The sequence below is a fragment of the Chitinophaga sp. YR627 genome (assembly GCF_900114995.1).
GTDB lineage: Bacteria > Bacteroidota > Bacteroidia > Chitinophagales > Chitinophagaceae > Chitinophaga.
This window is the reverse complement of the sequence record NZ_FOUX01000007.1, coordinates 104,690-129,112: the sequence shown is the minus strand read 5'-3', so window position 1 is coordinate 129,112 and position 24,423 is coordinate 104,690. Positions and strand designations below refer to the sequence as shown.

The 24,423-nt window shown below is 45.8% G+C and carries 20 protein-coding genes; 9 read left to right on the top strand and 11 right to left on the bottom strand.

Annotated elements, in window-relative coordinates:
• Position 1: 1 nt before the first annotated feature.
• Positions 2–1,798, bottom strand: a complete 1,797-nt coding sequence (locus BMZ72_RS32715) for an acyltransferase family protein (protein WP_089815147.1) — start codon at positions 1,796–1,798, stop codon at positions 2–4.
• A 413-nt stretch (positions 1,799–2,211) separates the two neighbouring features.
• Positions 2,212–3,108, bottom strand: a complete 897-nt coding sequence (locus tag BMZ72_RS32710) for a CPBP family intramembrane glutamic endopeptidase (RefSeq protein ID WP_089815145.1) — start codon at positions 3,106–3,108, stop codon at positions 2,212–2,214.
• A 360-nt stretch (positions 3,109–3,468) separates the two neighbouring features.
• Here BMZ72_RS32710 and BMZ72_RS32705 point away from each other — a divergent pair, with 360 nt between their 5' ends.
• Entirely contained in the window at positions 3,469–3,825 is a 357-nt protein-coding gene (locus BMZ72_RS32705; protein ID WP_143087849.1) for a hypothetical protein, read from the top strand.
• Between the two features lie 321 nt (positions 3,826–4,146).
• A complete protein-coding gene (locus BMZ72_RS32700; protein WP_089815141.1) occupies positions 4,147–4,866 on the top strand; it encodes an AAA family ATPase in 720 nt (239 codons plus the stop codon).
• Positions 4,867–4,950: 84 nt separating this feature from the next.
• Here the strand turns inward: BMZ72_RS32700 and BMZ72_RS32695 are convergent, their stop codons facing one another.
• From BMZ72_RS32695 to BMZ72_RS32680, 4 genes are all read right to left on the bottom strand, one after another.
• Entirely contained in the window at positions 4,951–6,852 is a 1,902-nt protein-coding gene (locus tag BMZ72_RS32695; RefSeq protein ID WP_089815140.1) for a RagB/SusD family nutrient uptake outer membrane protein, read from the bottom strand.
• 18 nt (positions 6,853–6,870) lie between these two features.
• The gene (locus BMZ72_RS32690; protein WP_089815137.1) at positions 6,871–10,044 is read right to left on the bottom strand and encodes a SusC/RagA family TonB-linked outer membrane protein; all 3,174 of its coding nucleotides are present in this window, start codon (positions 10,042–10,044) and stop codon (positions 6,871–6,873) included.
• An 88-nt stretch (positions 10,045–10,132) separates the two neighbouring features.
• Positions 10,133–11,182 (bottom strand): FecR family protein, encoded by a 1,050-nt coding sequence (locus BMZ72_RS32685; protein ID WP_089815135.1) that lies wholly within the window; start codon positions 11,180–11,182, stop codon positions 10,133–10,135.
• Between the two features lie 81 nt (positions 11,183–11,263).
• Positions 11,264–11,815 carry a sigma-70 family RNA polymerase sigma factor gene (locus tag BMZ72_RS32680; protein ID WP_089815133.1) on the bottom strand — a complete coding sequence of 184 codons (552 nt, stop codon included), beginning with the start codon at positions 11,813–11,815 and terminating at the stop codon, positions 11,264–11,266.
• A gap of 544 nt (positions 11,816–12,359) precedes the next feature.
• Here BMZ72_RS32680 and BMZ72_RS32675 point away from each other — a divergent pair.
• Positions 12,360–13,361 carry a hypothetical protein gene (locus tag BMZ72_RS32675; protein WP_089815131.1) on the top strand — a complete coding sequence of 334 codons (1,002 nt, stop codon included), beginning with the start codon at positions 12,360–12,362 and terminating at the stop codon, positions 13,359–13,361.
• Between the two features lie 136 nt (positions 13,362–13,497).
• On the opposite strand, the gene BMZ72_RS32670 is transcribed toward BMZ72_RS32675, so the two are convergent.
• Complete coding sequence (locus BMZ72_RS32670) at positions 13,498–14,175, bottom strand: LytR/AlgR family response regulator transcription factor (RefSeq protein ID WP_089815129.1); 678 nt, start codon at positions 14,173–14,175, stop codon at positions 13,498–13,500.
• Positions 14,168–15,205: a sensor histidine kinase gene (locus tag BMZ72_RS32665; RefSeq protein WP_089815127.1), complete on the bottom strand. Its 1,038-nt coding sequence runs from the start codon at positions 15,203–15,205 to the stop codon at positions 14,168–14,170. The genes BMZ72_RS32670 and BMZ72_RS32665 overlap by 8 nt, the downstream gene beginning before the upstream one ends.
• A gap of 194 nt (positions 15,206–15,399) precedes the next feature.
• Here BMZ72_RS32665 and BMZ72_RS32660 point away from each other — a divergent pair, with 194 nt between their 5' ends.
• Positions 15,400–16,062: a DUF4395 domain-containing protein gene (locus tag BMZ72_RS32660; protein ID WP_089815125.1), complete on the top strand. Its 663-nt coding sequence runs from the start codon at positions 15,400–15,402 to the stop codon at positions 16,060–16,062.
• 2 nt (positions 16,063–16,064) lie between these two features.
• Complete coding sequence (locus tag BMZ72_RS32655) at positions 16,065–17,564, top strand: aminotransferase class V-fold PLP-dependent enzyme (RefSeq protein WP_218155316.1); 1,500 nt, start codon at positions 16,065–16,067, stop codon at positions 17,562–17,564.
• Here the strand turns inward: BMZ72_RS32655 and BMZ72_RS32650 are convergent.
• Positions 17,561–18,658, bottom strand: a complete 1,098-nt coding sequence (locus tag BMZ72_RS32650; protein WP_218155315.1) for a Gfo/Idh/MocA family protein — start codon at positions 18,656–18,658, stop codon at positions 17,561–17,563. The two genes, BMZ72_RS32655 and BMZ72_RS32650, sit on opposite strands and share 4 nt — an antisense overlap.
• Positions 18,659–18,740: 82 nt before the next feature.
• On the opposite strand from BMZ72_RS32650, the gene BMZ72_RS32645 reads away from it, so the two are divergent.
• Entirely contained in the window at positions 18,741–19,094 is a 354-nt protein-coding gene (locus tag BMZ72_RS32645) for a winged helix-turn-helix transcriptional regulator (protein WP_089815122.1), read from the top strand.
• Between the two features lie 298 nt (positions 19,095–19,392).
• Here BMZ72_RS32645 and BMZ72_RS36745 read toward each other — a convergent pair whose 3' ends face one another.
• Positions 19,393–19,542: a hypothetical protein gene (locus tag BMZ72_RS36745; RefSeq protein ID WP_177223002.1), complete on the bottom strand. Its 150-nt coding sequence runs from the start codon at positions 19,540–19,542 to the stop codon at positions 19,393–19,395.
• A gap of 81 nt (positions 19,543–19,623) precedes the next feature.
• A complete protein-coding gene (locus tag BMZ72_RS32640; protein ID WP_255373354.1) occupies positions 19,624–20,478 on the bottom strand; it encodes an alpha/beta fold hydrolase in 855 nt (284 codons plus the stop codon).
• Positions 20,479–20,625: 147 nt separating this feature from the next.
• Between BMZ72_RS32640 and BMZ72_RS32635 the strand changes: the two genes are divergently transcribed.
• The 3 genes from BMZ72_RS32635 (at position 20,626) to BMZ72_RS32625 (ending at position 24,421) form a co-directional block, all read left to right on the top strand.
• Positions 20,626–21,618, top strand: coding sequence for a GlxA family transcriptional regulator (locus BMZ72_RS32635; RefSeq protein ID WP_089815118.1), 993 nt, complete (start codon positions 20,626–20,628; stop codon positions 21,616–21,618).
• 161 nt (positions 21,619–21,779) lie between these two features.
• A complete protein-coding gene (locus tag BMZ72_RS32630) occupies positions 21,780–22,706 on the top strand; it encodes a S1C family serine protease (RefSeq protein WP_089815116.1) in 927 nt (308 codons plus the stop codon).
• 185 nt (positions 22,707–22,891) lie between these two features.
• Positions 22,892–24,421, top strand: a complete 1,530-nt coding sequence (locus BMZ72_RS32625) for a TolB family protein (protein WP_089815114.1) — start codon at positions 22,892–22,894, stop codon at positions 24,419–24,421.
• Positions 24,422–24,423 lie beyond the last annotated feature (2 nt).

The following is a 24,423-nucleotide window of genomic DNA, read 5'->3' as shown; positions in this document are numbered from 1 at the left end:
TTTAATATACTGCACTGGCGGTTGGTCCGCTGGAGGGTCTGTTCAGTAAGGTAAACGACTGGTTATGATCTATCAGACGGGCGAAATAAATCGCCCCTGCACGGGTCAGGTGCCGGGTATCCTGACTGATGAACATACAGCTATCTGTAAATACGGGTACCTTGCCCTGTTCATCGATCACCATGCTGATCAGATCGATGTATCTGCTGCCCCATTGTGATTTCAGGTCATTGTTAATTTTAAGCGCCTGCTGACGAATATTCACCCGTTGGGTACAATAGTTATTGTCCCCTCTCCTTCTGTAGAAGATCCCGTTATTGGTACCAAAATTTTTATTACCAACGATCCATACTTTCGTCGTGTCAATATCATAGCGTTGTGTCAATGCCCGGAAAGTATCTACTCTTATTTCTGTGAAGAAAATAACATCTGCTTTAGCAAGACGTTCCTTAATATTCTTACAGGCATTGATATCGTATGTATAACAGATATCCAGGTCCTGTCCATATTTGGATTCCAGCAGGATATTCGACCAATCCCGCGCATAGCTGTTGCCGATCACCAGGGTCTTGATCTTTCTGTCACCTGCATATAGTTTATCCAGGTCATAGATCCTGGAATTATAGGCCTGGTGTAAATGCCCCTTCGCAGCTCCTTCATCATTTCCCGCATATAATCCCAGTTCCGGCACATCTCTAATGATACCTGCTCTCATATACAAAAAGAGAGAAGACACAGACGTCAATATCAGCAACACCGCAGAAACAGATAGGAGCATCCTGCTGCCAACCTTTGCCTTGTTTCTGAAGGGCTGTTCTATGAACTGATAAGATAAAACAGACAATAGCAATATGATCAGAAAGAGTACCACCGCACTGGCAATATCAATTCTATCCAGTACGAAGTAACGGCTATAGGCTAAAACGATCTGATGCCACATATACAGACTAAAACTGATCTTGCCTATCCAGACCATATATTTATTCTCCAGAAAAGTATTCGTCAGTCCTTCACTTGTATTGCCGGGTAATAGTAAGCCGACCGCAGCAACCACTACTAAGAGCAGATTAAGCACCGGTGGGAGATACACACCAAACAGCAGCACGCATAATATAATAAAAAGAAAACCAATTTTATACCGGTTATCAATCGTTCTGTTACTAAAAAAGATCGCTCCCAAACCACCCAGTGCCAGTTCAAAAAAACGGTACTGGATCAGATAAAACCGGGAGGAGACATTGGAGGTTGACAGAAAGAGCAACAGGGAAACAACCGTTAGGGTGATCAGCAAAGGCAGTATCCATTTCTTTCTTGCACCGGTGAGGAAGAGGAAGATCAGGGGATAGATCACATAAAACTGTTCTTCCACACCCAGACTCCAGGTGTGCATAAGGGGTTTATAATCATTGAAGATATCCCAGTAGTCGCCGACTGTCTTTAGCAATAAGATGTTATTGGCAAAGAGGTTGGTTGCGATGACGGACTGGCTGAGATTTTCCAGATCATCTGGTAGCATGACCAACATCCCTATTACCAGGGCGATAAAGGTGGTAAACAACACCAGTGGTATGATACGCCTGATCCTTCTCATATAGAAATTGACAATAGAGAAGCGGTCTTCAAGGGCTTCATTGTAGACGATCTTTGTGATTAAGTAGCCGCTGATCGCAAAAAAGATGTCAACACCCAGATATCCGTTGGGGAGATATCCCATATGAAAAATGATTACTGACAGGACAGCAACCGCTCTGAGTCCGTCAATGTCTTTCCGGTAGTGCTCCGGTTGAATGGTAGCCATGGACAATGTTTTTAAGTTGAGTCAAGAAAGAAATGGTTCGTTAAGCTCCAATGGAACTAAGGGGGCTGTCTGAAATCAGATTTCGTGTCTTTGGTTTACTAAAAGCCTGTCGGTAGATTCAATTGTGGTCATCTTCAATGTCCGGAAGAACTGGGGTTATCCGGGCTAAAACGTTCTTAATGTATTCGCATTAACGGAAACAATAGCTGTTAATAAAGTGTCGAAAACGTAAAAGGTTGATATTGTGTCTGGCGCCTGAGACGCCGCCTGTCTGGTTATTGATAGAATAACCTAAAATAATGCTAAAAGCCGACTCCGGAAATGCCTCATTTAAGCAGTTTCCGGCAATCAGCCTACTATAACTTTATGATTTTCTTTAATTTATGACCGACCCTAAATCGTATGGGGATCTCTTATCGGAGATCTGCAGACAGGGGTTGAACTGCGCTGATCTCCTTATCAGCAGGCGTAAGCGCCCGTGCTTTCTTATGAATATAGAGGCAGGATAAAGCAACAAGAAGTGCCGCTGATACACACAGGATGATATAATAAGGCATTCCCACAAGACTTAACAGATCCTGCTTGTCGCCGGGAAAAAACAGGAATAAAGCCGCCATTCCATTGTTGGTAGCATGTACAATGATGCCGGGAATGATGGAATTGGTCTTATAGAAGATCCAGCCCATAAACAGGCCGATGCAGAAAGCGGGTAAAGCCTGCCATGGATTCATATGTACCAGCCCAAAGAACAAAGCTGAAATGATAATTGCTTTGCGTGCAGGATAGCGCTGCAGTAATCCTTTCAGGATGATACCACGACAAAGGATCTCTTCCAGTAAAGGCGCTGCTATAACAATCGTAATAATGGAGAAAACATCTTTTTTAAAGAGGTCTTCAAACATCTTCTCTACAACTTTAGGCATCGGTATCAATGTCGCCAGTCGCTCCATTCCAACGATCAAACCCAGGGTACAAATGATCAGTACAGGTATCAGTACAGGCTGGATGCTGTTAAAACTCAAATTCACAGGTCTGTGCTGCCATTTCCCGCTACTTTTTGCTGCATATCTGATCGTGAGTAATAAGCTGATGGTATAAGACAGTAAACCCAACAATGATCTGATGGCAGGCGAAATACGATCTCCCGCAAGAGTTGTTATAATAGCCCCCACTATTCCGATACCTATTGTGTAAACAAGCAGTATCCCGAATATCCTGCAAAGTGATTTTATATCAGGATAAGCTGCTTTTACCGATGACTGAGCGCCATTGGAAATATATATGCTATCATTTTGAAATCCCTGTTCCATTCATGAATTGTTAGATATGGTAAATTAAGACATTTCCCTGTTATCAGGTGACTGTACAATAACTGGCATTGATATTTTGTTCAATTTGCGGGAATGATTTACATTGTGTCTGCAGACAATACTTCTTCTATACTTAGCTATTAATCATGTTCCGTTAATGCTGCGTACAGAACGAAACATCAATGAAGGATGACTATAGGTTAAGTATACACTAACTGACAACAAACAGTTATCAGCAGCCAAAGACAAGCTCCTCATATAGCTTTCCTTATAAATAAAATTCAGTCCGACACTAAAAAACCGGTATAATATCATACCTTACGCATGACATTTTTTTAACCCGTACCCAAACCCTCGATTATGAAGACACATCTCATGTACCTGTTAGTACTCTGCTTTACCTTTTTTGCAACTGCCCATGCTACTGACAAAGTTAAAGCCTCCAAAAAAGCGGATTCCAGCTGTAGTTACTTCAATGACCTGAACGGTAAGTATTACTGTGTAGAAACCAGTTCCACCTGCGACATTGCCCATGCCTGGTACAAAGAATCAGGTTCGACCGCTCCGGCCCAGCTGATCGTGCTGTCTAAAACCGGTGGTTCTACCTGTACGTTGTTTGAAGGCTCTGCTACACTTCCCGGCGGCGGTTACATTGTCGTATATGTACAGACCTGCAATTGCGGCAGTACCCTGACAACAAATGTCAATTTCCATTAATTAAACTTTTTCCGGCAGCTGTACCTGCACAGACGGGTGCAGCTGCCTCCCATATATCCTATACCCGCCTCATTTCCCTGGACTACCTGGATTTATACATTGTGGCATTGTGAAGATATCCCCATATTCACCTAATTTTGCATCCGCAAAAGCTATGATAACTGTGGTTACCAGCTCAACAGCAGCTGCTTGTAAATCTTTCTGATAATTGAAAACCAACCAGATAGATCATTATCAGCAGATCATCCAGGTCACATTACCATAAATCATAAGGAGTAGCCGCAGCAAACAATTACAGATAAAATAAGCAGGGATACATACATGAATCTTTCTGATCTTCTTATAAATGACAAGGAACAGGTATCGCTTGAAGATGTACTGTTAAGTCAGGACAATAAAACGAGACTCGGGCAACTCATTAAAGAGCATTTTTACATCGTAGAACTGCATAACGCAGGTTTGCCGGTGAACAATAAACTGCTCCTGCATGGTAGTTCAGGTTGTGGCAAAACCACCACCGCCAAGGCAATTGCAAGCGCCCTGAAAAAGCCTTTACTGATCCTCGACCTGAGTAGTATCGTATCTGCCCGTATCGGTGAAACCTCACAGAACATCAAACAGATCTTCGATAAAGCCATCCGGGAGAAAGCAGTACTTTTTCTGGACGAGTTTGACCAGGTAGGCAAAGCGCGCGGGAATGACGATAAGGACGTGGGAGAAATGAGACGCCTGGTGAATACGCTCATACAGCTGATCGACTATTTCCCTGACAAATCATTGCTGATAGCAGCCACCAACCATGCACATATCATAGATAAAGCCCTGATGAGGCGTTTCCAGCTGCATATCTCCTATGAAATGCCGACCGCCTCAGAACTGGACCATTACTATGATAAACTGTTAAGTAAGTTTCCAGCCGATATGCAGGCCATTACACGCAGGTATGACATCTCCTATGCAGAAGCGAAAGATGACGCCTTTACGCAGCTAAAAGCGGCCTTTATCCGTAAGCTGGAGCAAAGGGTGGATGTATCCGCATAACAGGACATTACAAGCTGATATAAACAACGAGCGCCGATGCATTATTCAAATGCACCGGCGCTTGCCATTTATGGTATATATGCCTTAATCCTGCACCCTGATCGCCTCCTCCAGATTATCGATCGGGGCCTGATTAAACTCATACCCTGAATAGCCAAAATTCTGATTCAGTCTGCCATTTCTATTGGCATCAATATCAGATTGTGGTACAGGCCATAAGATATGGTAGGGACTCGCCGTAAACTGCGTACCATATACTGTCTTTACACCCTTATTATAGAAGTTATTATACCGGGTGATCCTTTCAAACCAGTAACTGCTTTTTGAAAGATTATCTACCTGGTAGGTTTTCCCGAATTCATCAGGGATATTCGTAGTAGCGAAAATGTAGGAGATCCGGCTTAATTCCACATGCCTTAATTCTTCATAATACAGCTCCCTTGCTCTTTCATCCAGGATCACACCGATGTTGATCTCACCAGCTGTAAACATTTGCGTACAGTGTGCACGGCGACGGATGGTATTTACATCTTCTGCGGCCTCCGCATATCTGCCTTTCCAGAAATACGCTTCTGCACGCAGCAGATAGGTCTCTGCGAGGCGGTAGATATACCAGTCACTGGCCCCACCGTCATAGTTGTCTATTGTTTCAGAACGCGGGGTTTCTACCCATACCTTATAATGCGGCCAGTCAAACCAGGTCCTGATCGTATCCGTCACCAGCAACTTACCGGCACTATTGTACTTTTGCAATTTCTGTCCGTAATACGGGTCGCCACTGCTCAGCAGCGTTGGATGGTTATACACCATATCTTCCATATGCATCCAGTTACCAACGGTACTGCTGTGACGAAGATCGCTCGTATCTGTCCAGATCGTATTGCTGCTATACCAGGTAGGTCTTGTTTTGGCAATACCTCTGCCATAGGTCTTACGCAGGTCTATCTTATCTTTTGTCTGGCTATAACTGGTGCTCATACCCTGCTTACCGGATGGTGTACTGATCAGCTGATTGCCCGTACCGGAATAGAAAGGAAGCGCATTTCGCATGGTCACCATGTTCTGTCTGCTATTGGCAAATTCTTCTCTGCTGATCAGGTTGAAGATCGTTTCCCTGTTTGTCGCAATGGATTTATTCTGTCCGCGATGCAGGTCCCATATCACATTCCTGGTGATATTATGAATGGCCGGCGCCGGATTGATAAATGTCCCAAAAGGCTGTGTCATCAGGGAATAACCTGCACTGTTAATAAGGTCATTCGCCACTGCAATTGCCTTGTCAAACTCACCTGCTGCCAGGTAACATTTGATCAGCAGCTGCTGACAGGCGCCTTTCGTAACCGTACCATAATCGCCGTTAGCGGGTACATGTTTTACGGCAAACTCCATATCTCCCACCAGTTGCTGGATGATGACGTTCCTTTTGGTGGAGCGGAAATTGAATTTAGGGGAAGTGATCTCTTTCGTCAGTAAAGGCACATCTCCGAAATCAAATATCAGCCACATATAGCGGAAGGTGCGGTGGAAGTAAGCCATCCCCATCATCTGGTTACGCAGTGTGGTATCGAGTCCTTCCACACGGGGCAGATTGGTCACGATCGTATTGGCATATTTAATCCCTTTATAGCCTTCAAACCAGAAGAAATTGATCTTATTGGTATTGACATCGTTGTTATTGGAAGTAGGCGTGATCATGGCATTCAGGTCCTGTGCAGGGCCTGATTTATCTGTCGTCCCTTCTACCGCTACATCAGAAAACAGCAGGTCAGTCAGCAAAGGCGCGCCTTCCCCGGTCCATACGTAAGTAAGGTTTCTGTTACAACTGGTGATAGCAGCCTGCAATCCCTCTTTCGAAGTAAAGGTGATAGAAGGCTCATAGAATGACTGCGGATCCGGCTTCAGGAACTCTTTGGAACATCCCTGTGATAAGTGCAGGGCCAGCGTCAGCAACAATATCCTGGTAACTTTATTTATCGTGATCTTCATATAAATCAGTTTGAAACATTAAAATGAGGCGGTAACTCCCACAGTATAATAGCGGGGCATCAGTGAAGTCGTTTCGGGATCCCAGTATTCCCAGTCTTTCGCCCATACCGCTACGTTACGTATACCTGCATATATTTTCAGCTGGGCCATATCCATTCTCCTGGCTACATCAGCAGGGAGTGAATAAGACACTGACACGTTATCCAGGCGGATATATGTTTTGTCGATCACACGTGATGGCGTGATGTTCTGCACATTCGTGGAATTGAGTCTGGCGTAAGTATTGGAAGGATTTTCAGGCGTCCAGTATTTTCTCACATAAGAGTTGATCCTGTCTGTCTGTGAACCAAAGTTATTCAGGTAATCGGTGGAAGTGGCCTTATGCCCCCAGTTCGCATAGATATTAAAAGAGAAATCGAAGTTTTTATAGATGGTAAAGTCATTGCGCAGCGTCCAGCGGAAACGTGGCGTGGTCATACCCATAAATTTCTTATCCGCATTGGTGTATTTTCCATCTCCATCCACATCTTCCACTTTCACATCCCCTGGGATCTCTCCGTATTTGGCGGCCTGTTCCCGCTCATTTTCCTGCCAGATGCCCTGTACATTATATGTCCATATAGAAGAGAGATCGTGACCGATGAACCAGCCGTTGGAGATATCATCGATCTCTTTGGAACCGACTAATTTACCATCGGCATTCAATACGTCTTCATAGGTATAGTACAGGTGTTTCACCTTATTTCTATTGAAGAAGAAACCAAATGTGGTACTCCATTCGAAGTTCTTTTTCTGGATATTCTGCGAAGTGAGGCCCAGTTCAAAACCCCTGTTCACTACTTCGCCCAGATTGGTCGTTACGGTACTGAAACCGGTGAAATCAGGCAGGGACTGGTCCATCAGGAGGTCGGTCGTCGGCATATAGTATACCTCCATATTACCGGTGATCCTGTTATTCAGGAAACCGAAGTCCAGACCGGCATTCCAGGAGGAAGTCGCTTCCCATTTCAGCCCATAGTTAGCCATACGGTCTACGTACAACTGGGACAGTTCATACACTGTTCCATTCGATTGCACATAGGGATAACGGCCTGCACCGGTGGTCAGATTAGACAAGGCCTGGTAGATACCGATAGAGCGGTTACCGTTCATCCCCCATGACAAACGCAGTTTACCAGTACTCATCGGTGAAAAATGGAAGAAGCGTTCATCTGCAAAGTTCCAGGCAAAGGCCAGGGATGGAAAGGTCGCTCTGGGATTGGAAGCACCAAAAGCAGAATAGCCATCGCGGCGTACGGAAGCGGTGATCATATACCTGTTATTATAGGAATAGAACAGACGGGCCATTAATGCATCACCGGTGCTATGCTGGTCATTGCTGCTGACAGTTGTCTTTAAAGGATTGGCTGCGCCGATATTATGGAAGCCTAAAGCATCTGTAGGAGAAAAGTCCCTGGCGGTAATGCTTTCATTCCAGGAACGGTGTTCTTCTGCGTTCTGGAGCAGGGTCACCTTCACTTTATGTCTGCGGGCGAAGGTATAATCCCATGAGATGATATTATCGATCTGCCAGTCAAAGTTCTTCGTGTTTTCCCTGATCACCTTTCCGTTATCAGACCATAACGGGTTCTGTGAGGATTCATGGTATCTGTTATAGAACCACTGCATCCTTGGAGAGAAGTTCAGCTGATAGGTAATATTGAAAGGCAGCTTGATGGTCTGGTAGATGGTGGTATTTAACACCGTAAAACCTTTCTCCAGTTGCTTGAACTGATTACCATAAGCAGTATTGGTACCCTGGTTCACACTGGCGCCCATTGGTTGTCCGTCAAGGAAACCATTGGAGTCCAGCGGAGCCGCATACGGAGAGTTATTAATGATCTGTCCTTCCCAGTCCGCCGCCAGATTACCATCTGACCTATCCTGGAAGTTGATATTCACACCTGTGTGCATCCATTTATTCACCTTACCATCTACTTTGATATTGGCCCTGTATGCACGGTATTTATCGCCCACCACGATACCTTCATTATTGAGGTATCCCATAGAAATGTAGTAATTAACAACATCTTTATTTCTTCCTGACAGACTTACGTTATAATTCTGTTGTACTCCGTGCTGGAAAGAGCCGTCAAACCAGTTATAGGTTCTGCCCTTGGCATAGTTGAGGCGTTCTTTTTCAAAAAGACCGATACGAAGCAGCCAGATCTCTTCAGGCGTTCCGGTCAGCGCATCATAGGCCAGCCAGTCATCCAGAGAGACGCCGTATTTATTCAGATTTTCCGGCGTAGGATTGACATATTTAGCAGGCGTGGCCCATCTGGTACCGCTGTTAAAGAGATCAGATCGGAATTTCAGATAGCCCTCAGCATCATAGACCTCCCGTTTTTTGCCCATGGCAGCGACACCTCTGTTGGCGTCAAAACGGATCGTAGGTTTATCAGAAGTACCTTTTTTTGTGGTGATGATCACGACGCCGTTGGCTGACTTTGCACCATAGATAGCGGCTGCGGAAGCGTCTTTCAGGATATCAAAATGTTCAATATCCTGTGGATTGATCTCTGATAATTCACCGAAGAAGATCACGCCATCTAGTACGATCAGGGGATCATTGCTGGCTTTCAGGGAACGTTGTCCGCGTACCAGCATGTCTCCCCCACCCTTTGCGGAAGTATTCTGTCCGACGTACAAACCAGGTACCCCGCTACGCAGCAGGTCCTGTATAGAACGCGGACTTTCCTTTTCCAGCCGGGCTGTTTTCAGCTGACTGATAGAACCGGTAAGGTCCTTTTTCTGCATGGAGCCGTACCCGACCACCACGACTTCATTTATCTTCTGTTCGCTGTTTTTCAGATCCACCCGCAAAGAGAATTCGGCGCCTGCTTTCAGGTTATAGCCTGAAAGGGTTTGTCGCTCATATCCCATAAAGGAAAAAGAGAAGGTATACCCCGGACCGGCCGGTAATCTGGTGAAGGTGAAAAAACCTGTACTATCAGTTTGTACAGAAGCGGTAAAACTGTTGGTTGCATTTTTAACGGTGACACTAACACCCCAGAGCGGTGCTCCGTCCTCTTCACTTTTGACGATACCCGATACATCTGACCGGCTTTGCTGGGCATGCAGCAATAAAGGAATAATACTTAGGATGACTGCAATGCATAGCAGTACACACGTGGAATTACGCTGTTTCATTTTCTTTGTAATGTCTGAGATTAGGCAAATAAGGTCCCTTTCGTTGATTCGCTCAACGACCCGATAGTTTACGTGCTATATGTTCTTGCTATTTTTTCTCCCTTATGATATAACGATTCTGGTCTTTCTCAATAATAAGTTGGTTTAGTATTGCTATATCGTTCAGTATAGTTTCTAATTTGTCCGTTTTACGCATCCTTCCTGAGAAGTATTTGTTATTCATCTCAGAAGGATAATAATAGATCTCTATCTGATAGTAACTGCTGAGCTGATCAAATACTTCTGACAGTGGTGATATGTCAAATGTATAAGAGTCAGGGCGGCGCACATTGTAATCAGCACCACCTGCAGGCACAACCCTAACCATCTGTTCGGCCGGTGCATTACGTTTGATACTGGCTACCATGGTTGCTTTGTCATAGATCAGTTCATCGCCGGGACGGAGTATTTCTTTTCCATTCCACTGTTTTGTCAGCGTATCCGCAGCGGTTACCTGTACTTTCCCTTTATGCAGTTGTACCCTGATCACATTACTTTCTTCGAATGCATCTACCGTAAAGGAGGTACCGAGTACCGTGGTTGCGAGCATATCTGAGTATACAATGAATGCCCTGCTTTGATCTTTCCCTACATCAAATAAGGCCTTTCCCCACAGGTACACCAAGCGGTTCCGTTCTGCTACAAATGGTTCATAATACCGGATATAGCTATGCGGTTCCAGTACGACAAAAGAGCCATCTTCCAGTTGTACACGTAATTGCTTACCTGTATTATTCCGTTTCTCCGTCATCTGCTCCTGCATTCCGGCGCTGGCGATACCATGCTGAACACGGGATTCCCTGACGGTCAGATAGCCCCATAAGGACGCCACCAGCAGACTGACGATCACGGCTGCAGCTGCCAGCCTGAACATCATTCTTGTCCGGGACTTTCTGAAGGTTTGTCTGCTGACCCGGTCGAACAGATCCTCCGAAAGCTCCTGCGGGAGCTCCTCATTTACTACATATTGATCCCAGTCATCTTCATTCATATAGCGGTTCCACTCTTCGGGATTATTCCTGAAATATTCCAGTACCTGCTGTCTTTCATCATCAGAACATTCATTCCTGAAATACTTGTCAATCAATTCCCTTTGCATGGTGTCGAGTTAAGATAATGGGACTTTGTTATTAATATCGTTTGAGAAAGGGGGAACCCCTAATGGGAGGAGAAATTTTTTTCAGATAAGGTACAGGAGGAGGAATAACAGTAACAGAACGCTCCTTAAATAACTGATAGCTAAAGACATATGATTCTCCACCGTTTTAACGGAGAGTGACAGTTGTGCGGCAATTTCTTTATAGGAGTTGAATTCATAACGGCTCAGCTCAAAAACTTTTCTTCTGACAGGGGGCATACTATTTACGGCCTGGCGGACCCTTATCAGCTGTTCCCGGGCTTCAATGGTATCGGATATATTGACCGTATCTGATCCCGCCGGCTTTTCCTGTTTCAGAAAGCGACCTTTAACGGCTTCCTTTCTGAGCAGATCGATGGAGGTAGCCCGGGCGATGTGAAAGATCAGGCGGCTGACCGGTTCTGATTCGTCCAGGTTATGCCGGTAATCCCATAGTTTGATAAAAGTGATCTGTGTGGTTTCTTCTGCGATATAGGGCGAGTGAGTCTTGGAGAGCACGTAGAAATACACCTTCCGGTGATATTCATTGAATATATCACTGAAAACGGAAGGATCTCCTTCTTTCAGCGCGGAAATAGTATTAAACGTGGACATGCACTAATATAAAAATAAATTACCGATAGTAATTCAAAAATTTCTATCGATTGCATGCAAGACAGCAGCGGGCCGCCAGTAGATGGTATTTTACACTGTTATCCGTGAACTTATCAACCTGTATGATCTTGCCGGTGTACCGATACAAACGTCCCCGCTGCCATATAATCATGATAATCAGCAGTATCCGTATGACCGGACGCCCAAAAGAATCACCCACATGATTTTATTATTTTAACTATATTTAGTTAAGATTTACAGGGACAACGGGGTTTATTAACCTCTGACAAAACGTTATGGTAACAACATTCAATTGATCTATTATCAGCTCCGTTTGCCTCTCTCTGATATCGTTAATTCCAAAATTCAAGCATTCCGGGAATGTATCTAAATGACTTATACCGAACACCGGTTGTAAAAACGACCGCATCCTGTTTCCGCGGAAAGCGCAGGTAATAATTGCGTCCATTGCATCCGCCACATGGATCCGGGCCAACACCGGATACGAGACACTACATCTTTAATCACACATAACATTAACCTCATGAATCTCAAAGACATTTTTACGAAGAAATCTGAAATATGGACTTATGCCCCTTTGACGCCTGACCAGGTGCCCGATGAACCTAAAACCGTAGAAGATATTCCGATGAATAAAGGGTATCTGAATATTACCGTACGTTCCATGCATATTACCGATGTGCGTAAGTTCACCTCAACTTATTATGGTGTCGTACACAGTGTTGTAAAGCTGAATCACCAGGGTGGTAAAGATGCGGTTTTCCAGAACGTCACCTCTCCTTCGGAACTCAAAAAACTGGATGGCAAACACCTCGACAGAGTCATCGTTAAGAATATACCTATTGTCAGTCTGGTACCTTATCGTGGAGAAGAAGTCAGTCTCGAACTGGGGCTCTTCTCTGTGAAACAGTCCGACCTGGCAGCTCCATTCATCGACCTCCTGGAAACCATGGCTTCCACCGCCGGTGTATCCGTACTGAGTGCAGCTGTACCTTTTGTAGAACCACTGAAAAAAGGTATTGACGGCATTATCGGAACAGATGCTGACTCGGCACTGGAGATCGGTATTGCCACTACCTTCAATCCGCCTAAAACAGGCTGGTTCGTTGTCATGCGTACGCCTAAACAAAGCAATATTATCCCTACACTGGAGGTAACGCCATCTGACTATGTACTCGTGGATAAAAACTCCAAAGAGCCGATGAAAGACTATCCATATGTGATCTATTCCATCGCATATACAAGAGAAAGAAACGACTGGTTTAAACTGCCTTATCTGATGGATAGTTATCAGGCTATCCAAAAAGCGATTCAGGATGGAAAGGATACAGATGCACAGGATAGTCTGAAGGTATTTAAGCGCTATGCTATCACCAGTCCGGATATTTTAAGAGAAGATGCGATCCGTATCTGTAAACTGGTAGAAGAGGAATTACAGAGTGTGCTTTCTATTACGCTGGAGACGAAATCAATTGCACCGGCTAAGCAGCTGCGTGATCTGGAGACTTATCCTTTATATCAATAAGGACGGCCTTCAGCGGGTGGTTTTATCTTCCTGATTTCAGATTATTTTAATATACCTACAGCGTATTCTCAACAATATGAGGGTACGCTGTGTTTGTGTTAACGACTACTAAAATATAATACCCGTTAAAAAAAGATCACAATTTATCAATAACATCCTTATACCCTCTTCCGATCGGAATCGGGATCCCTTTAATCTCGACCATCTCCGCGGTATACGCATCGATCTGGTTAACAGAGACGATAAATGAGCGATGTATCCGTTTAAAGATCTGCTCCGGCAGGAGGTCTTCTATTTCATTGGTACTCATCTTTGACAGGTACTCCCCTCTTGTGGTAACGATCTTGATATATTCCCGCTGACTTTCGATATACAGGATCTCCGAAAACAGGACCTTGACCTTTCGCTTCTGTACATTGATGAAGATAAAATCTTTTGCTTCCGGCACCCCTCTTTTTTGCTCTGCGTTGACCTTATTCACAGCCGTCAGAAAGCGTTCAAACTCAAAAGGCTTTAGCAGGTAATCCGTCACGTTCAGATTAAACCCTTCCACAGCATACTGATGATAGGCCGTGGTAACGATCACTGCCGGCGGATTGACCAGTGTTTTCAGAAAAGCCATGCCTTTTAGTTTAGGCAGATGGATATCCAGGAAAATCAGGTCTGTCTGGTTGGATAGCAGGAACTCGGATGCAAGGATAGCGTCCTTAAAAGTACGCTGCAATTCCAGGAAATGGACTGCTGCAATGTAGTCAGTCAGCACCTTCGCTGCCAATGGCTCATCTTCGATTATAATACATTTCACTTTAGACATGACTGGCGAGATTTATCTTTAAAACAGCTGTGAAACGGAAATCACCGGGTTTGAGATCAAGACTGTAATCAGTATACAATAATTCCAGCTGACGGCGCAGATTAGAAAGACCGATATTCTCTTTTACCGCATCACTTTCCGCAGCTTCACCGGTTGAGTTTTCCACCGTAAAGACGAGCACCCTGTCTTTCACGGAAAGATGAATATTAACAAAGGGCCTGTCCCTGGTTTCTGACACCCCATGTTTGAAGGCGTTTTCCACCAATGGGATGAGCAATAGCGGCGGTAAACCCTGCTTTCTGTCTTCCAGGTCATGGTTAAAGTTAACATGCAGGGACTCATCGTAGCGCAGCTTTTCCAGTTCGATATAGTCATCAATAATTTTGAGATCCTGTTCAATAGCGGTGTAGGGTGCACTGGTTTCATACAGCATATAACGCAGGATCTTCGACAAACGGAGAATAGACTCCGGCGCCAGGTCTGATTTCTCCCTGGCAAGCGCGTAAATATTATTGAGTGTATTGAAAAGAAAATGAGGATTCGTCTGTGATTTCAGGTAGTTCAGTTCCGCCTGCTGACTGGCGATACGTAGCTGCTGCGTTGATTGTTTTAATCTGACATAGTTGTAAATATGCCTGACGATACCAAAGAACAATACCGAGCCTACGCTATAACCGGTTAGCGTACCGATCCTGTGCTGTATGGATACGGTGTCATTCAGCACAGTATAAATATGCAATGTTACGCCCAGCGCTCTCCAGAGAAATAACCCGATAGAATAAGCGAAACCATATAAGAGCAGATAGCCGAATGACTCAAAAAAACGTTTCCAGCTCACACCTGGCAAAGTATACTCCAGGAGCCGATAGTTGATAAAAGATATATAACAGGCGAGCCATACTTCATTGACTGCCCGCTGCGGGAAACTCCCTTCCGCTTCCACCAGGTCCTGAAACAGGTTTAATACCAGGTAAGCTGGTATCAGCCAGACATACAACTCATATCGTTTTATACCGGATAATAGCTTCATAAGGGTGTTTGCAGGATAAATGTCGACAAAATATTCTTCATTTTATCACACTACAAAGGTGATTGACGCAATCCTGCTGTTCGTTTACTGTAATTCGCTGTTCGTTGACCCTACGCAGGCACAATAAAACCGATATGCTATCCTTGTACTGTCAACAACCAAAACCTACGTATTCACCCACAATACCAAACAACATGAACAAGCTGATTCAATTCGGAGAAACAGTACCAGGATATGATATTCCTGTACTAAACGAAAGAGAGATCAGGGCTTCGGCCGGCATACTATTTCTGGCCACCTATACCTCGTTGATGTACATCCTTTTTGAGGGCAATTTCATTCCCGTAAAGTATGTCATTACCATTTTCCTGACTGATCTGCTGATCCGTGTGTTCATCAATCCCCGCTTCTCTCCTACCATGATTGCGGGTCGTCTGATCGTACGCAATCAGGTACCAGAATATGTCGGTGCTCCGCAGAAACGGTTCGCCTGGAGCATCGGGGTCGCATTATCCGGTCTGATGTTCTATATGTTTATCATTGTCAATGCCTATAGTATTATTACTGGTCTGACCTGTCTTGTTTGTCTGGTATTCCTGTTTTTCGAAGCCGCCTTTGGCATCTGTCTGGGGTGCCTGTTCTATCCCCTGTTTAATAAAAAGAAGGTACAACATTGTCCGGGAGAGGTTTGTGACACGCAGTCACGACAGGCGATTCAACGGGTATCTATTGCGCAGCTGACCATACTGGCCGCGTTTATTGCACTCTTTTTCTTCGCTTCCGGTCTGCTGAATGAACAATACAGCCGGCCACCACACGACCTGTTCAAACCAGTAAGCAGTATTAAAACGAAATAGTCATGCAGGCATCCCCTATCATGCGTGAGCAAAGGCTGGAAGATTACTTTTCATCCTTCAGTAAAAACATCATCGGCGAACAGCAGCATTTTGAATCGCCGTTTGGCATCAAACGGATCATTTATGCCGACTGGACGGCCAGTGGCAGGGCATACAAGCCGATTGAAGCATATATACAACATACGATACTTCCTTTCACAGGCAATACACATACTACGACCACTGTTACCGGCAGCTCCATGTCACTGGCTTATGATACAGCAAAGAAGATCATAAAAGCGCATGTGAATGCCGGTACGGAAGATGTATTGCTCTTTTGTGGCAGCGGCATGACGGCAGCTGTCAATAAACTACAAAGGATCCTGGGCATACGGCTACCAGAGCGTATGCGCCATCTATCGGCAGAAAAGCCAGTCGTATTTGTTACAGAGATGGAGCACCACAGTAATCATATCAGCTGGCTGGAGACAATTGCAGATGTCGTGATCATCCCCAACGATGCGACAGGACATGTAGACCTGCATCATCTATCCCTGCTACTGGAACAGTACAAAGACAGGACCCGTAAGATCGCAGCTGTAACAGCCTGCTCCAATGTGACGGGTATACAAACGCCTTATCATGAGATTGCGCAACTGATACATGCATATAACGGGTTTTGCTTCGTAGACTTCGCCTGTTCGGCGCCTTATTGTAACATCGATATGCATCCGGAAGAAGCCGGCGCCCAGCTGGATGCTATTTATTTTTCAGGACATAAGTTCCTCGGCGGACCAGGGACTCCAGGTGTACTGATCTTCCATCAACAATTATATAACAACCAGGTGCCTGATCAACCAGGCGGTGGTACCGTGCTGTATACCAATCCCTGGGGAGAACGTCTGTATATTGAAGATATTGAACAACGGGAAGACGGCGGTACACCGGCGTATCTGCAGGCTATCAAACTGGCGATGTGTATACGGCTGAAAGAAGAAATGGGGGTACACCGGATCCTGAAACGGGAGCAGGAACTCCTGGAGATTATTTTCTCAAGACTGGCGGAGATCAAATCAGTACAGGTATTGGCTGCTGATATCACCAGACGGCTGGGCGTCGTTTCCTTTCTGGTCACAGGCGTACATTACAACCTGATCGTCCGCCTGCTCAATGACAGATTTGGTATTCAGCTACGTGGTGGCTGCTCCTGTGCCGGTACTTATGGCCACTACTTATTACATGTTGATAAAGCCCGGTCATATGCCATACGAGATGCTATTCACGCCGGCGACCTCTCCTGTAAACCTGGTTGGGTCAGATTATCCATACATCCGACCATGACGGATGCAGCAATCAACTTCATCCTGGATGCCATAGAGATCACCGTCGCGAATGTACACGAATGGGCAAAAGATTATTACTATGCCCATTCGTGCAATGAATATTTTTTTAAGGAAGCGAGCGACAGCAAACAGCAACAAATTGCCGGCTGGTTTGACACCAGCAACTGGAACAGCTGTTAGCGACTAAAATCGTAGGAAGTCCTTTCTCCCGTTTGTGCAGCAGTCTCTATAGCATGGATCATTCTATGCCTGATCAGCGCGTCCTCGAAGGTAGGCGCCTGACCGGAACGGATCAGGGGATAGTTCTGTCCGGAGTTAGTCGGAATGGGGCCAAGGGAAGCATCCGGGATCAGGTTATATGCTGTCGGGATGGCTAGTTCTTCCAGCGGACCATTCTCTCCTTTACTGGCTTTAACGGTCAGGTCAAACACCGCCAGACTTGCACCGGGAGCCGTGATCTGAATATCGCCTTGGGTACCATTGATCTCCCACAGGAAATTGGTGCCTGGTATAGTACCCCCTCTGAAGTGCACGGCCGCTACCGCACCACTTTCCAGGATACCGGTCACAGCCACCTGATCAGGCGTATTAGCAGGGATTTCCTCCCCTGTTTCTATGACCCGCGTCTTTGTTCTTCTGATAGCTGTCGTCGCGGAAAGGCTGGTAAATTCTCCCAGTACATAACACAGGGCATCTACCGCATTGGAAAAGATCACGGGTAATAAACCAGCGCCGGCTTCCGGATTGACAATATAGGTATTCGCCTGATCTACCACCTCACCATAGAGGATACCAGCGCCTACCATGGTGGTAGATAATACCTCTCCGATATGCCCCTGGGCAATGTAATCCTTAATAAAGCGGACAGCAGGTACCGACCGGGATTGTAAACCGACAAAACCTTTGACTCGTTTCTCCTTTATCAGGGCCGTCAGGGTTTCTGCTTCCTGCAGATTCCGACCTAAAGGCCATTCACTGAATACGTCCTTTCCGGCATCCGCGGCAGCTTTGATCAGTTCGTAGTGAGAGGGGACTTTTACGGCTACTAACACCATATCCACCTCTTTACTATGCACCAGGTCCTGTATCTCGTTGTACACTACAGGCACGTTAAAGGCGGCCTTTAAAGTAGCAGTATTCTCCTTTTTAGAGGTGAACAACGCGCTGATCTCATAGTCAGGTAATACCTGCAGGGCTGGGATGTGGCCCCAGGCCGCCCATCCTCTTTTTTCGCTTGCGCCTATAATACCGATTCTTGTCTTATTTGCGTTCATCTTACATTCATAATTTTCGATATCAAAGGTATCTGCAAGTTGCCATACCTTTGTCAGCAGTATCACGGATGATACCAATACCATGAAAGATCAATGCATCAAAGTACAGCAAACCGAAGAGGACATTAAAGCCCTGCAGGACACCATCTATGTGATCGGTGGCAAGTGGAAATTGCCTATCATACATTCCATCTGTAATGGCAATAAACACTTCAAGGAGATCGAGCGGAGTATACCGGGTATCACCACGAGGATGTTGTCGAGAAGTCTGCGGGAGTTAGAAGACAATAAACTGATCACCCGTACGGTCGATCCGAATGTACCGACACTGGTAGAATACGAGTTTACCGAATATGCGAAAGAATACGGTGTACTGATCACTGAAATGATCAGATGGGGTAAACATCATAAAAAAATGATTATTGGCCAGCTGTAATACCACCTTATAAAAATAAAGACACCAGCCAGGAATAGCCGGTGTACTGCTTAAACCTACAACTGTATCAATCGCTGATGAAGCAATTGTTAGAACTGTTAAATTTTTAGTCTGCGGCAAATATTGCACTTTCTTCCAGGCTTTGCCTGTCACATCTGATGAACCGACTATAATGTAGTTTGAAAAGGAAAGAACCCGTCATGAAGCGTGACAGGGATACAGCAATACAACTGGTGTATTGGTAGTGAAGCTGACTGTGAAGGATAATAAACGGATGTGATAACTGATAGCAGATAACTCAGGCCCGCTGGCGCTCCGCCAGTTCTATTCTAACCATCGTTTTGGCGGCTTTACGCTCTTTTTTCCAGTATATTTTATGTAAAAGCGGTCTTAGGTGTTTCCATCTTTCAGTAGCAGTAGTAAGATGTCCTTTTCTTTTATATGCCATAGTAACAGGGGGATTAAAACCGGAGGTCCGGAAAACAAAACGAATATAGATTTTATTCTCCAGACTTCGGGCGATACCATTTTATCTTGTTGTAAAACGGTCTATTATTTTCCTGATACACCGCACTGTTTCCTCCGGTTGTTCTTCCGGCACATAATGCCCTGCATCTTTTACTACTATCACTTCCGGCGATGACAATTGCTGCAGGGCATTGCCGATCTGTTCTACTAGAGCGTACTGTCCACCCAGGGCCAGCACCGGTACCTGTAAACGATGCAGATCTGTCCTGTTATGCTGTGCACTGGTCGTAAATGCCCTGTAATAAGCAAAACCACGCTTCAGCCGTTCTATACCTGTATAAGCGCACACATATTCCTCCAGGTCCGGTTCATTGATCGCGTCTTTAACAAAGGATTTATTAGAGAAATACCAGGACAGATAAGCCTTCTCTTTTCCTTCTACCAGTAACTCCGGGATGTCCCCAACAGCATGAAAATAGAACTGCCAGATCTTTTGTGCATTCTCTGGTCTGAATACGGCATCTGACATCAGTCCTGGTATCGCGGCATCGATAACGGTCAGGGTATTGAGCTGCGCTTCATGGTTCAGTGCAAAAGATACGGCTACCCAGCTGCCTACATCATGAGATACCAGGTGTACTTTGTTGATATGCAACTGGCTGATAAAACGACTGATCAATGCGGCTATGGATTTTGTATCATAAGCCGGCGCCGGACCACTGTTGCCCAGTCCGGGCAGGTCCACCGCAATGACCCTGTTGTGCTTCGCCAGTAATGGCATTACTTTCCGCCAGACATAAGAGGTCTGTGGCCACCCATGTAATAACAGGATAACGTCTCCCTGACCTTGTTCGTAATAACAAAGCTTTGTACTTTCGATCTCAATAAATTTTGCTTCAGGCATTTGTGCTTTCATTGTGCTAACGGATAAAAATGTGATTAGTGCTGTTAGAATCATCCTATGTCTCATACAGCAAATTTAGTTCCGTGACCGTCCGGACAGGAAGACAAAAAACCGTCTATTTCTGCCATTCGCTGACGGTCATTTTATTGCAGATCTATTATGAGCAAAGAAGAGAAACATATCGTAATACTGGTACCTTCCAATTCCGCATTGATGGATATGGCAGGACCGATGGAAGTATTCAGCAGAGCAGCGGCAGAACAGACTAAAACGGCTCATCCTTTACGATACATCGTGCATACGGTATCGGGCGAAGCGACGAGGCAGGTCATTACTTCTTCTTTCCTGCCGATATTATGTGAATCGACTTTCGAAGAGATCAATTACCCCATTGATACACTGATCCTTTCCGGTATTCCTGCGGATGATGATCAGCCATTACATCACAATCTGCTTCCCTGGATAGCCGCACAGGCCACGCAGGTACGGCGGATAGGCTCCGTTTGTTCCGGTTCTTTTATGCTGGCGCAGGCGGGCGTATTAAATGGTAAAAGAGCCACCACCCACTGGCGGCTCTGTCAGAAGATGAAAGAAAAGTATCCGGAGGTATTGGTAGAACATACGCCTGTCTTTGTAAAAGACGGACATATTTATACTTCCGCCGGCGTTACTACCGGTATGGACCTGGCGCTGGCATTGGTAGAGGAAGATATGGGGCGGACATTTGCGCTGGATATTGCGCGACAGATGGTACTTTTCCTGAAACGCCCCGGTAATCAGTCCCAGTATAGTACCATGCTCGCGGCACAGGCAACGGACTATACCCCGATCAACAACGCCCTGTCCTGGTTACAGACGCATCTGCATGAAGAGATCACTGTCGAGCGACTGGCACAGGAAGCGGCCATGAGTCCCCGTAATTTCGCCCGGATATTTGTACAGGAACTCGATATCACCCCGGCAAGGTATATTGAAAAACTGCGTGTGGAACTTGCCTGTAGAAGTCTGACCGAAAAGAAACTCACCCAGGCAGAAATCGCCTTACAAAGTGGATTTGGCAATGCAGACAATATGCGCAAAGTATTCCTGCGGGTCATGGAAACCACGCCCTCCGAATACAGAAAACGGTTTAAAAGCGCGCTACACGCTTAACAGTGTAAACCTGACTTTGCGTCGTCTCTCCCCTGTTCCGGCCAGCCTTCTGGCAGGTTTTCCCCTATAAATGCTTTCTCCCGCTGCCATACTGACCCTGATTTTTCCAGGGTAGGGTATTTGATGTGCCAATTGCATTATAAATCGATTTTATTAAAACTATGGATGCATATTCTCAACTCATCATTGACGCTGTCGAGAAGGCCAGTCCCGCAGTTGTCAAAATAGAACGGTTGGAACGTCGTGGTAACCAGGAGACCGTATCCGGCACAGGGTCCGGATTTCTTTTCTCTTCCGATGGTTACCTGTTCACCAACAGTCACGTGATCAATGGCGCCGCCCGTCTGAAAGTGCGGTTGCAGGATGGACGTGAATTCACGGCCGCCCTGGCAGGGCAGGACGTACCTACCGATCTGGCCATACTGAAGATTGACGCAGGAGAGTTTGCCACGGTAAAACTGGGTGATTCGGATGACCTGAAGATCGGGCAACTGGCTATTGCTATCGGTAATCCGCTGGGCTTTCAGCATACGGTGACCGCCGGTGTGATTAGTGCTGTAGGCAGGTCGCTACAGGGACAGAACGGCGTTACAATGGATGCGATGATACAGACAGATGCAGCGCTGAATCCCGGTAATTCCGGCGGACCGCTCATCAACAGTGAAGGCGAAGTGATCGGGGTCAATACGGCCGTGATCATGGGCGCGCAGGGACTTTGTTTTGCGATCAGTATCAATACCGCTAAGGCCATTGCCAATCAGCTGATCCGTTTCGGGAAAGTAAAGCGGGCTTATATCGGTGTGGCCATGCAGCAGATAGACCTGGTACCCCGTTTACGCAGCATTCACCAGATCCGGAACAAACAGGCCCTCTTCATTTCCAATGTGGAGCGTTATAGTCCGGCCGCCAAAGCCGGCATCCTGAATGGCGATATCATCTTCCAGTTTAACGACCAGCTGGTGGAAACGGCCGACCAGTTCTTTAAAATGCTCACTTCCGACAAGATCGGACAGTTCCAGTACATCAATGTGATCAGGGATAATACCCTCCTGGAGCTACGCATTACTCCCATTGAAAGAGGTGACTGACCATCACTCCACATCACCATACAAGGGTGTAGTAATCAATGATCACTACACCCTTGTATGGTATATCATTCCCACTATGCAAATTAATAGTGAATAATCCCCCTACCCCTGTTCCTTTCCAACGGAAACATCAGTAAATTAGAAGAGATTTCGAATTCCACGACTTACACTTATACTCACTGATTATGGGTAAACAACTGTACTTCCCGCTATTGGCCCTATTGCTGTGCTGCCTCTTTTCCGTTCCCCTTGCGGCACAAAACACCGGCATCTTTGACGCCCATGGCGATATTGGTCCCGTGAAACATCCGGGTAGTCTGCAATACGATCCCCGGACACAACAATACACCATTACCGGCGCCGGTACGAATATGTGGTTTGGCAGCGATGAATGTCATTTCGCCTGGAAAAAAATGAAGGGAGACTTCATCTTACGTACCCGCGCACAGTTTAGCGGTAAGGGCCGGGAAACACACCGGAAATGGGGCCTGATGGTACGCAGTAGCCTGGATACAGGCGCTCAGCATGTCAATGGTGTAGTACATGGCGACGGACTGACCTCTCTGCAGTACAGAAAGACCAGCGGCGCAAATACAGAAGAGATCAAAACAAATGTGAACGGTGCGGACATTGTCCAGCTGGAAAGAAAGGGGAATACCTACATCCTGTCCGTTGCACGTAACGGGGTTCCTTTTATCAGTGAAACACTCAACGACATACAACTGGGAGATGAGGTATATGCAGGACTTTTCGTTTGTTCACATAATGCGGATGTAACAGAGAAAGCGGTATTCAGTAACGTACGACTGACAGTACCGGCACCAGCTGATCTGAAGGCTTATAAACAGTATATCGGCAGTCAGCTGGAGCTGATGGATATTGCCACCCAACACAGTATCATCGTTTATCAGACGCCGGGGTCTATACAGGCGCCTAACTGGAATACAGACGGCCAATCGCTGATCTATAACAAGGAAGGGAAATTATACCAGTTTGACCTGCGTACACAGACGCCGTCACCGATCAACACCGGTGTAGCCAAACAGAATAACAATGACCACGTCTTATCTTTTGATGGAAAGATGCTGGCAATCAGTAGCGGTGAAGGTGAAAATGGCGCTTCCGTAGGATATGTTGTTCCACGTACCGGCGGAGATCCTGTGCGCATCAATCAGGTGGGTCCGTCTTATATGCATGGCTGGTCACCTGATGGAAAATACCTGGTCTTTACCGGACAAAGAAATAACGAGTTTGATATATACCGGGTGCCTGCAAAAGGAGGAGATGAAGTACGGCTGACTACAGCGCCTGGTCTTGACGACGGACCGGAATATACACCCGACGGCAGGTACATTTACTTCAATTCCGTACGTAGCGGTATGATGCAGATCTGGCGGATGGGACCAGATGGCAGCAATCAGACGCAGGTAACGGATGATGAGTTTCACAACTGGTTCCCGCATATCTCACCGGATGGAAAATGGATCGTTTTCCTTTCCTTTCTGAAAGAAGAAGTAGACGCGTCTGATCATCCTTTTTATAAACATGTGTATTTACGATTGATGCCGGCAACGGGCGGTCCGGCGAAAGTAATTGCCTATCTCTATGGCGGACAGGGTACGATCAATACGCCTTCCTGGTCGCCTGACAGTAAGCGTATTGCTTTTATCAGCAATACCAATCTGCTGTTTCCCGTATTTCCGATGGAAAAATAGGC

Bases quoted from the DNA above. Each gene is read 5' to 3' on its own strand.
- BMZ72_RS32715 (WP_089815147.1), bottom strand. From the start codon at position 1,798: ATGGCTACCATTCAACCGGAGCACTACCGGAAAGACATTGACGGACTC.
- BMZ72_RS32710 (WP_089815145.1), bottom strand. From the start codon at position 3,108: ATGGAACAGGGATTTCAAAATGATAGCATATATATTTCCAATGGCGCT.
- BMZ72_RS32705 (WP_143087849.1), top strand. From the start codon at position 3,469: ATGAAGACACATCTCATGTACCTGTTAGTACTCTGCTTTACCTTTTTT.
- BMZ72_RS32700 (WP_089815141.1), top strand. From the start codon at position 4,147: ATGAATCTTTCTGATCTTCTTATAAATGACAAGGAACAGGTATCGCTT.
- BMZ72_RS32695 (WP_089815140.1), bottom strand. From the start codon at position 6,852: ATGAAGATCACGATAAATAAAGTTACCAGGATATTGTTGCTGACGCTG.
- BMZ72_RS32690 (WP_089815137.1), bottom strand. From the start codon at position 10,044: ATGAAACAGCGTAATTCCACGTGTGTACTGCTATGCATTGCAGTCATC.
- BMZ72_RS32685 (WP_089815135.1), bottom strand. From the start codon at position 11,182: ATGCAAAGGGAATTGATTGACAAGTATTTCAGGAATGAATGTTCTGAT.
- BMZ72_RS32680 (WP_089815133.1), bottom strand. From the start codon at position 11,815: ATGTCCACGTTTAATACTATTTCCGCGCTGAAAGAAGGAGATCCTTCC.
- BMZ72_RS32675 (WP_089815131.1), top strand. From the start codon at position 12,360: ATGAATCTCAAAGACATTTTTACGAAGAAATCTGAAATATGGACTTAT.
- BMZ72_RS32670 (WP_089815129.1), bottom strand. From the start codon at position 14,175: ATGTCTAAAGTGAAATGTATTATAATCGAAGATGAGCCATTGGCAGCG.
- BMZ72_RS32665 (WP_089815127.1), bottom strand. From the start codon at position 15,205: ATGAAGCTATTATCCGGTATAAAACGATATGAGTTGTATGTCTGGCTG.
- BMZ72_RS32660 (WP_089815125.1), top strand. From the start codon at position 15,400: ATGAACAAGCTGATTCAATTCGGAGAAACAGTACCAGGATATGATATT.
- BMZ72_RS32655 (WP_218155316.1), top strand. From the start codon at position 16,065: ATGCAGGCATCCCCTATCATGCGTGAGCAAAGGCTGGAAGATTACTTT.
- BMZ72_RS32650 (WP_218155315.1), bottom strand. From the start codon at position 18,658: ATGAACGCAAATAAGACAAGAATCGGTATTATAGGCGCAAGCGAAAAA.
- BMZ72_RS32645 (WP_089815122.1), top strand. From the start codon at position 18,741: ATGAAAGATCAATGCATCAAAGTACAGCAAACCGAAGAGGACATTAAA.
- BMZ72_RS36745 (WP_177223002.1), bottom strand. From the start codon at position 19,542: ATGGCATATAAAAGAAAAGGACATCTTACTACTGCTACTGAAAGATGG.
- BMZ72_RS32640 (WP_255373354.1), bottom strand. From the start codon at position 20,478: ATGAAAGCACAAATGCCTGAAGCAAAATTTATTGAGATCGAAAGTACA.
- BMZ72_RS32635 (WP_089815118.1), top strand. From the start codon at position 20,626: ATGAGCAAAGAAGAGAAACATATCGTAATACTGGTACCTTCCAATTCC.
- BMZ72_RS32630 (WP_089815116.1), top strand. From the start codon at position 21,780: ATGGATGCATATTCTCAACTCATCATTGACGCTGTCGAGAAGGCCAGT.
- BMZ72_RS32625 (WP_089815114.1), top strand. From the start codon at position 22,892: ATGGGTAAACAACTGTACTTCCCGCTATTGGCCCTATTGCTGTGCTGC.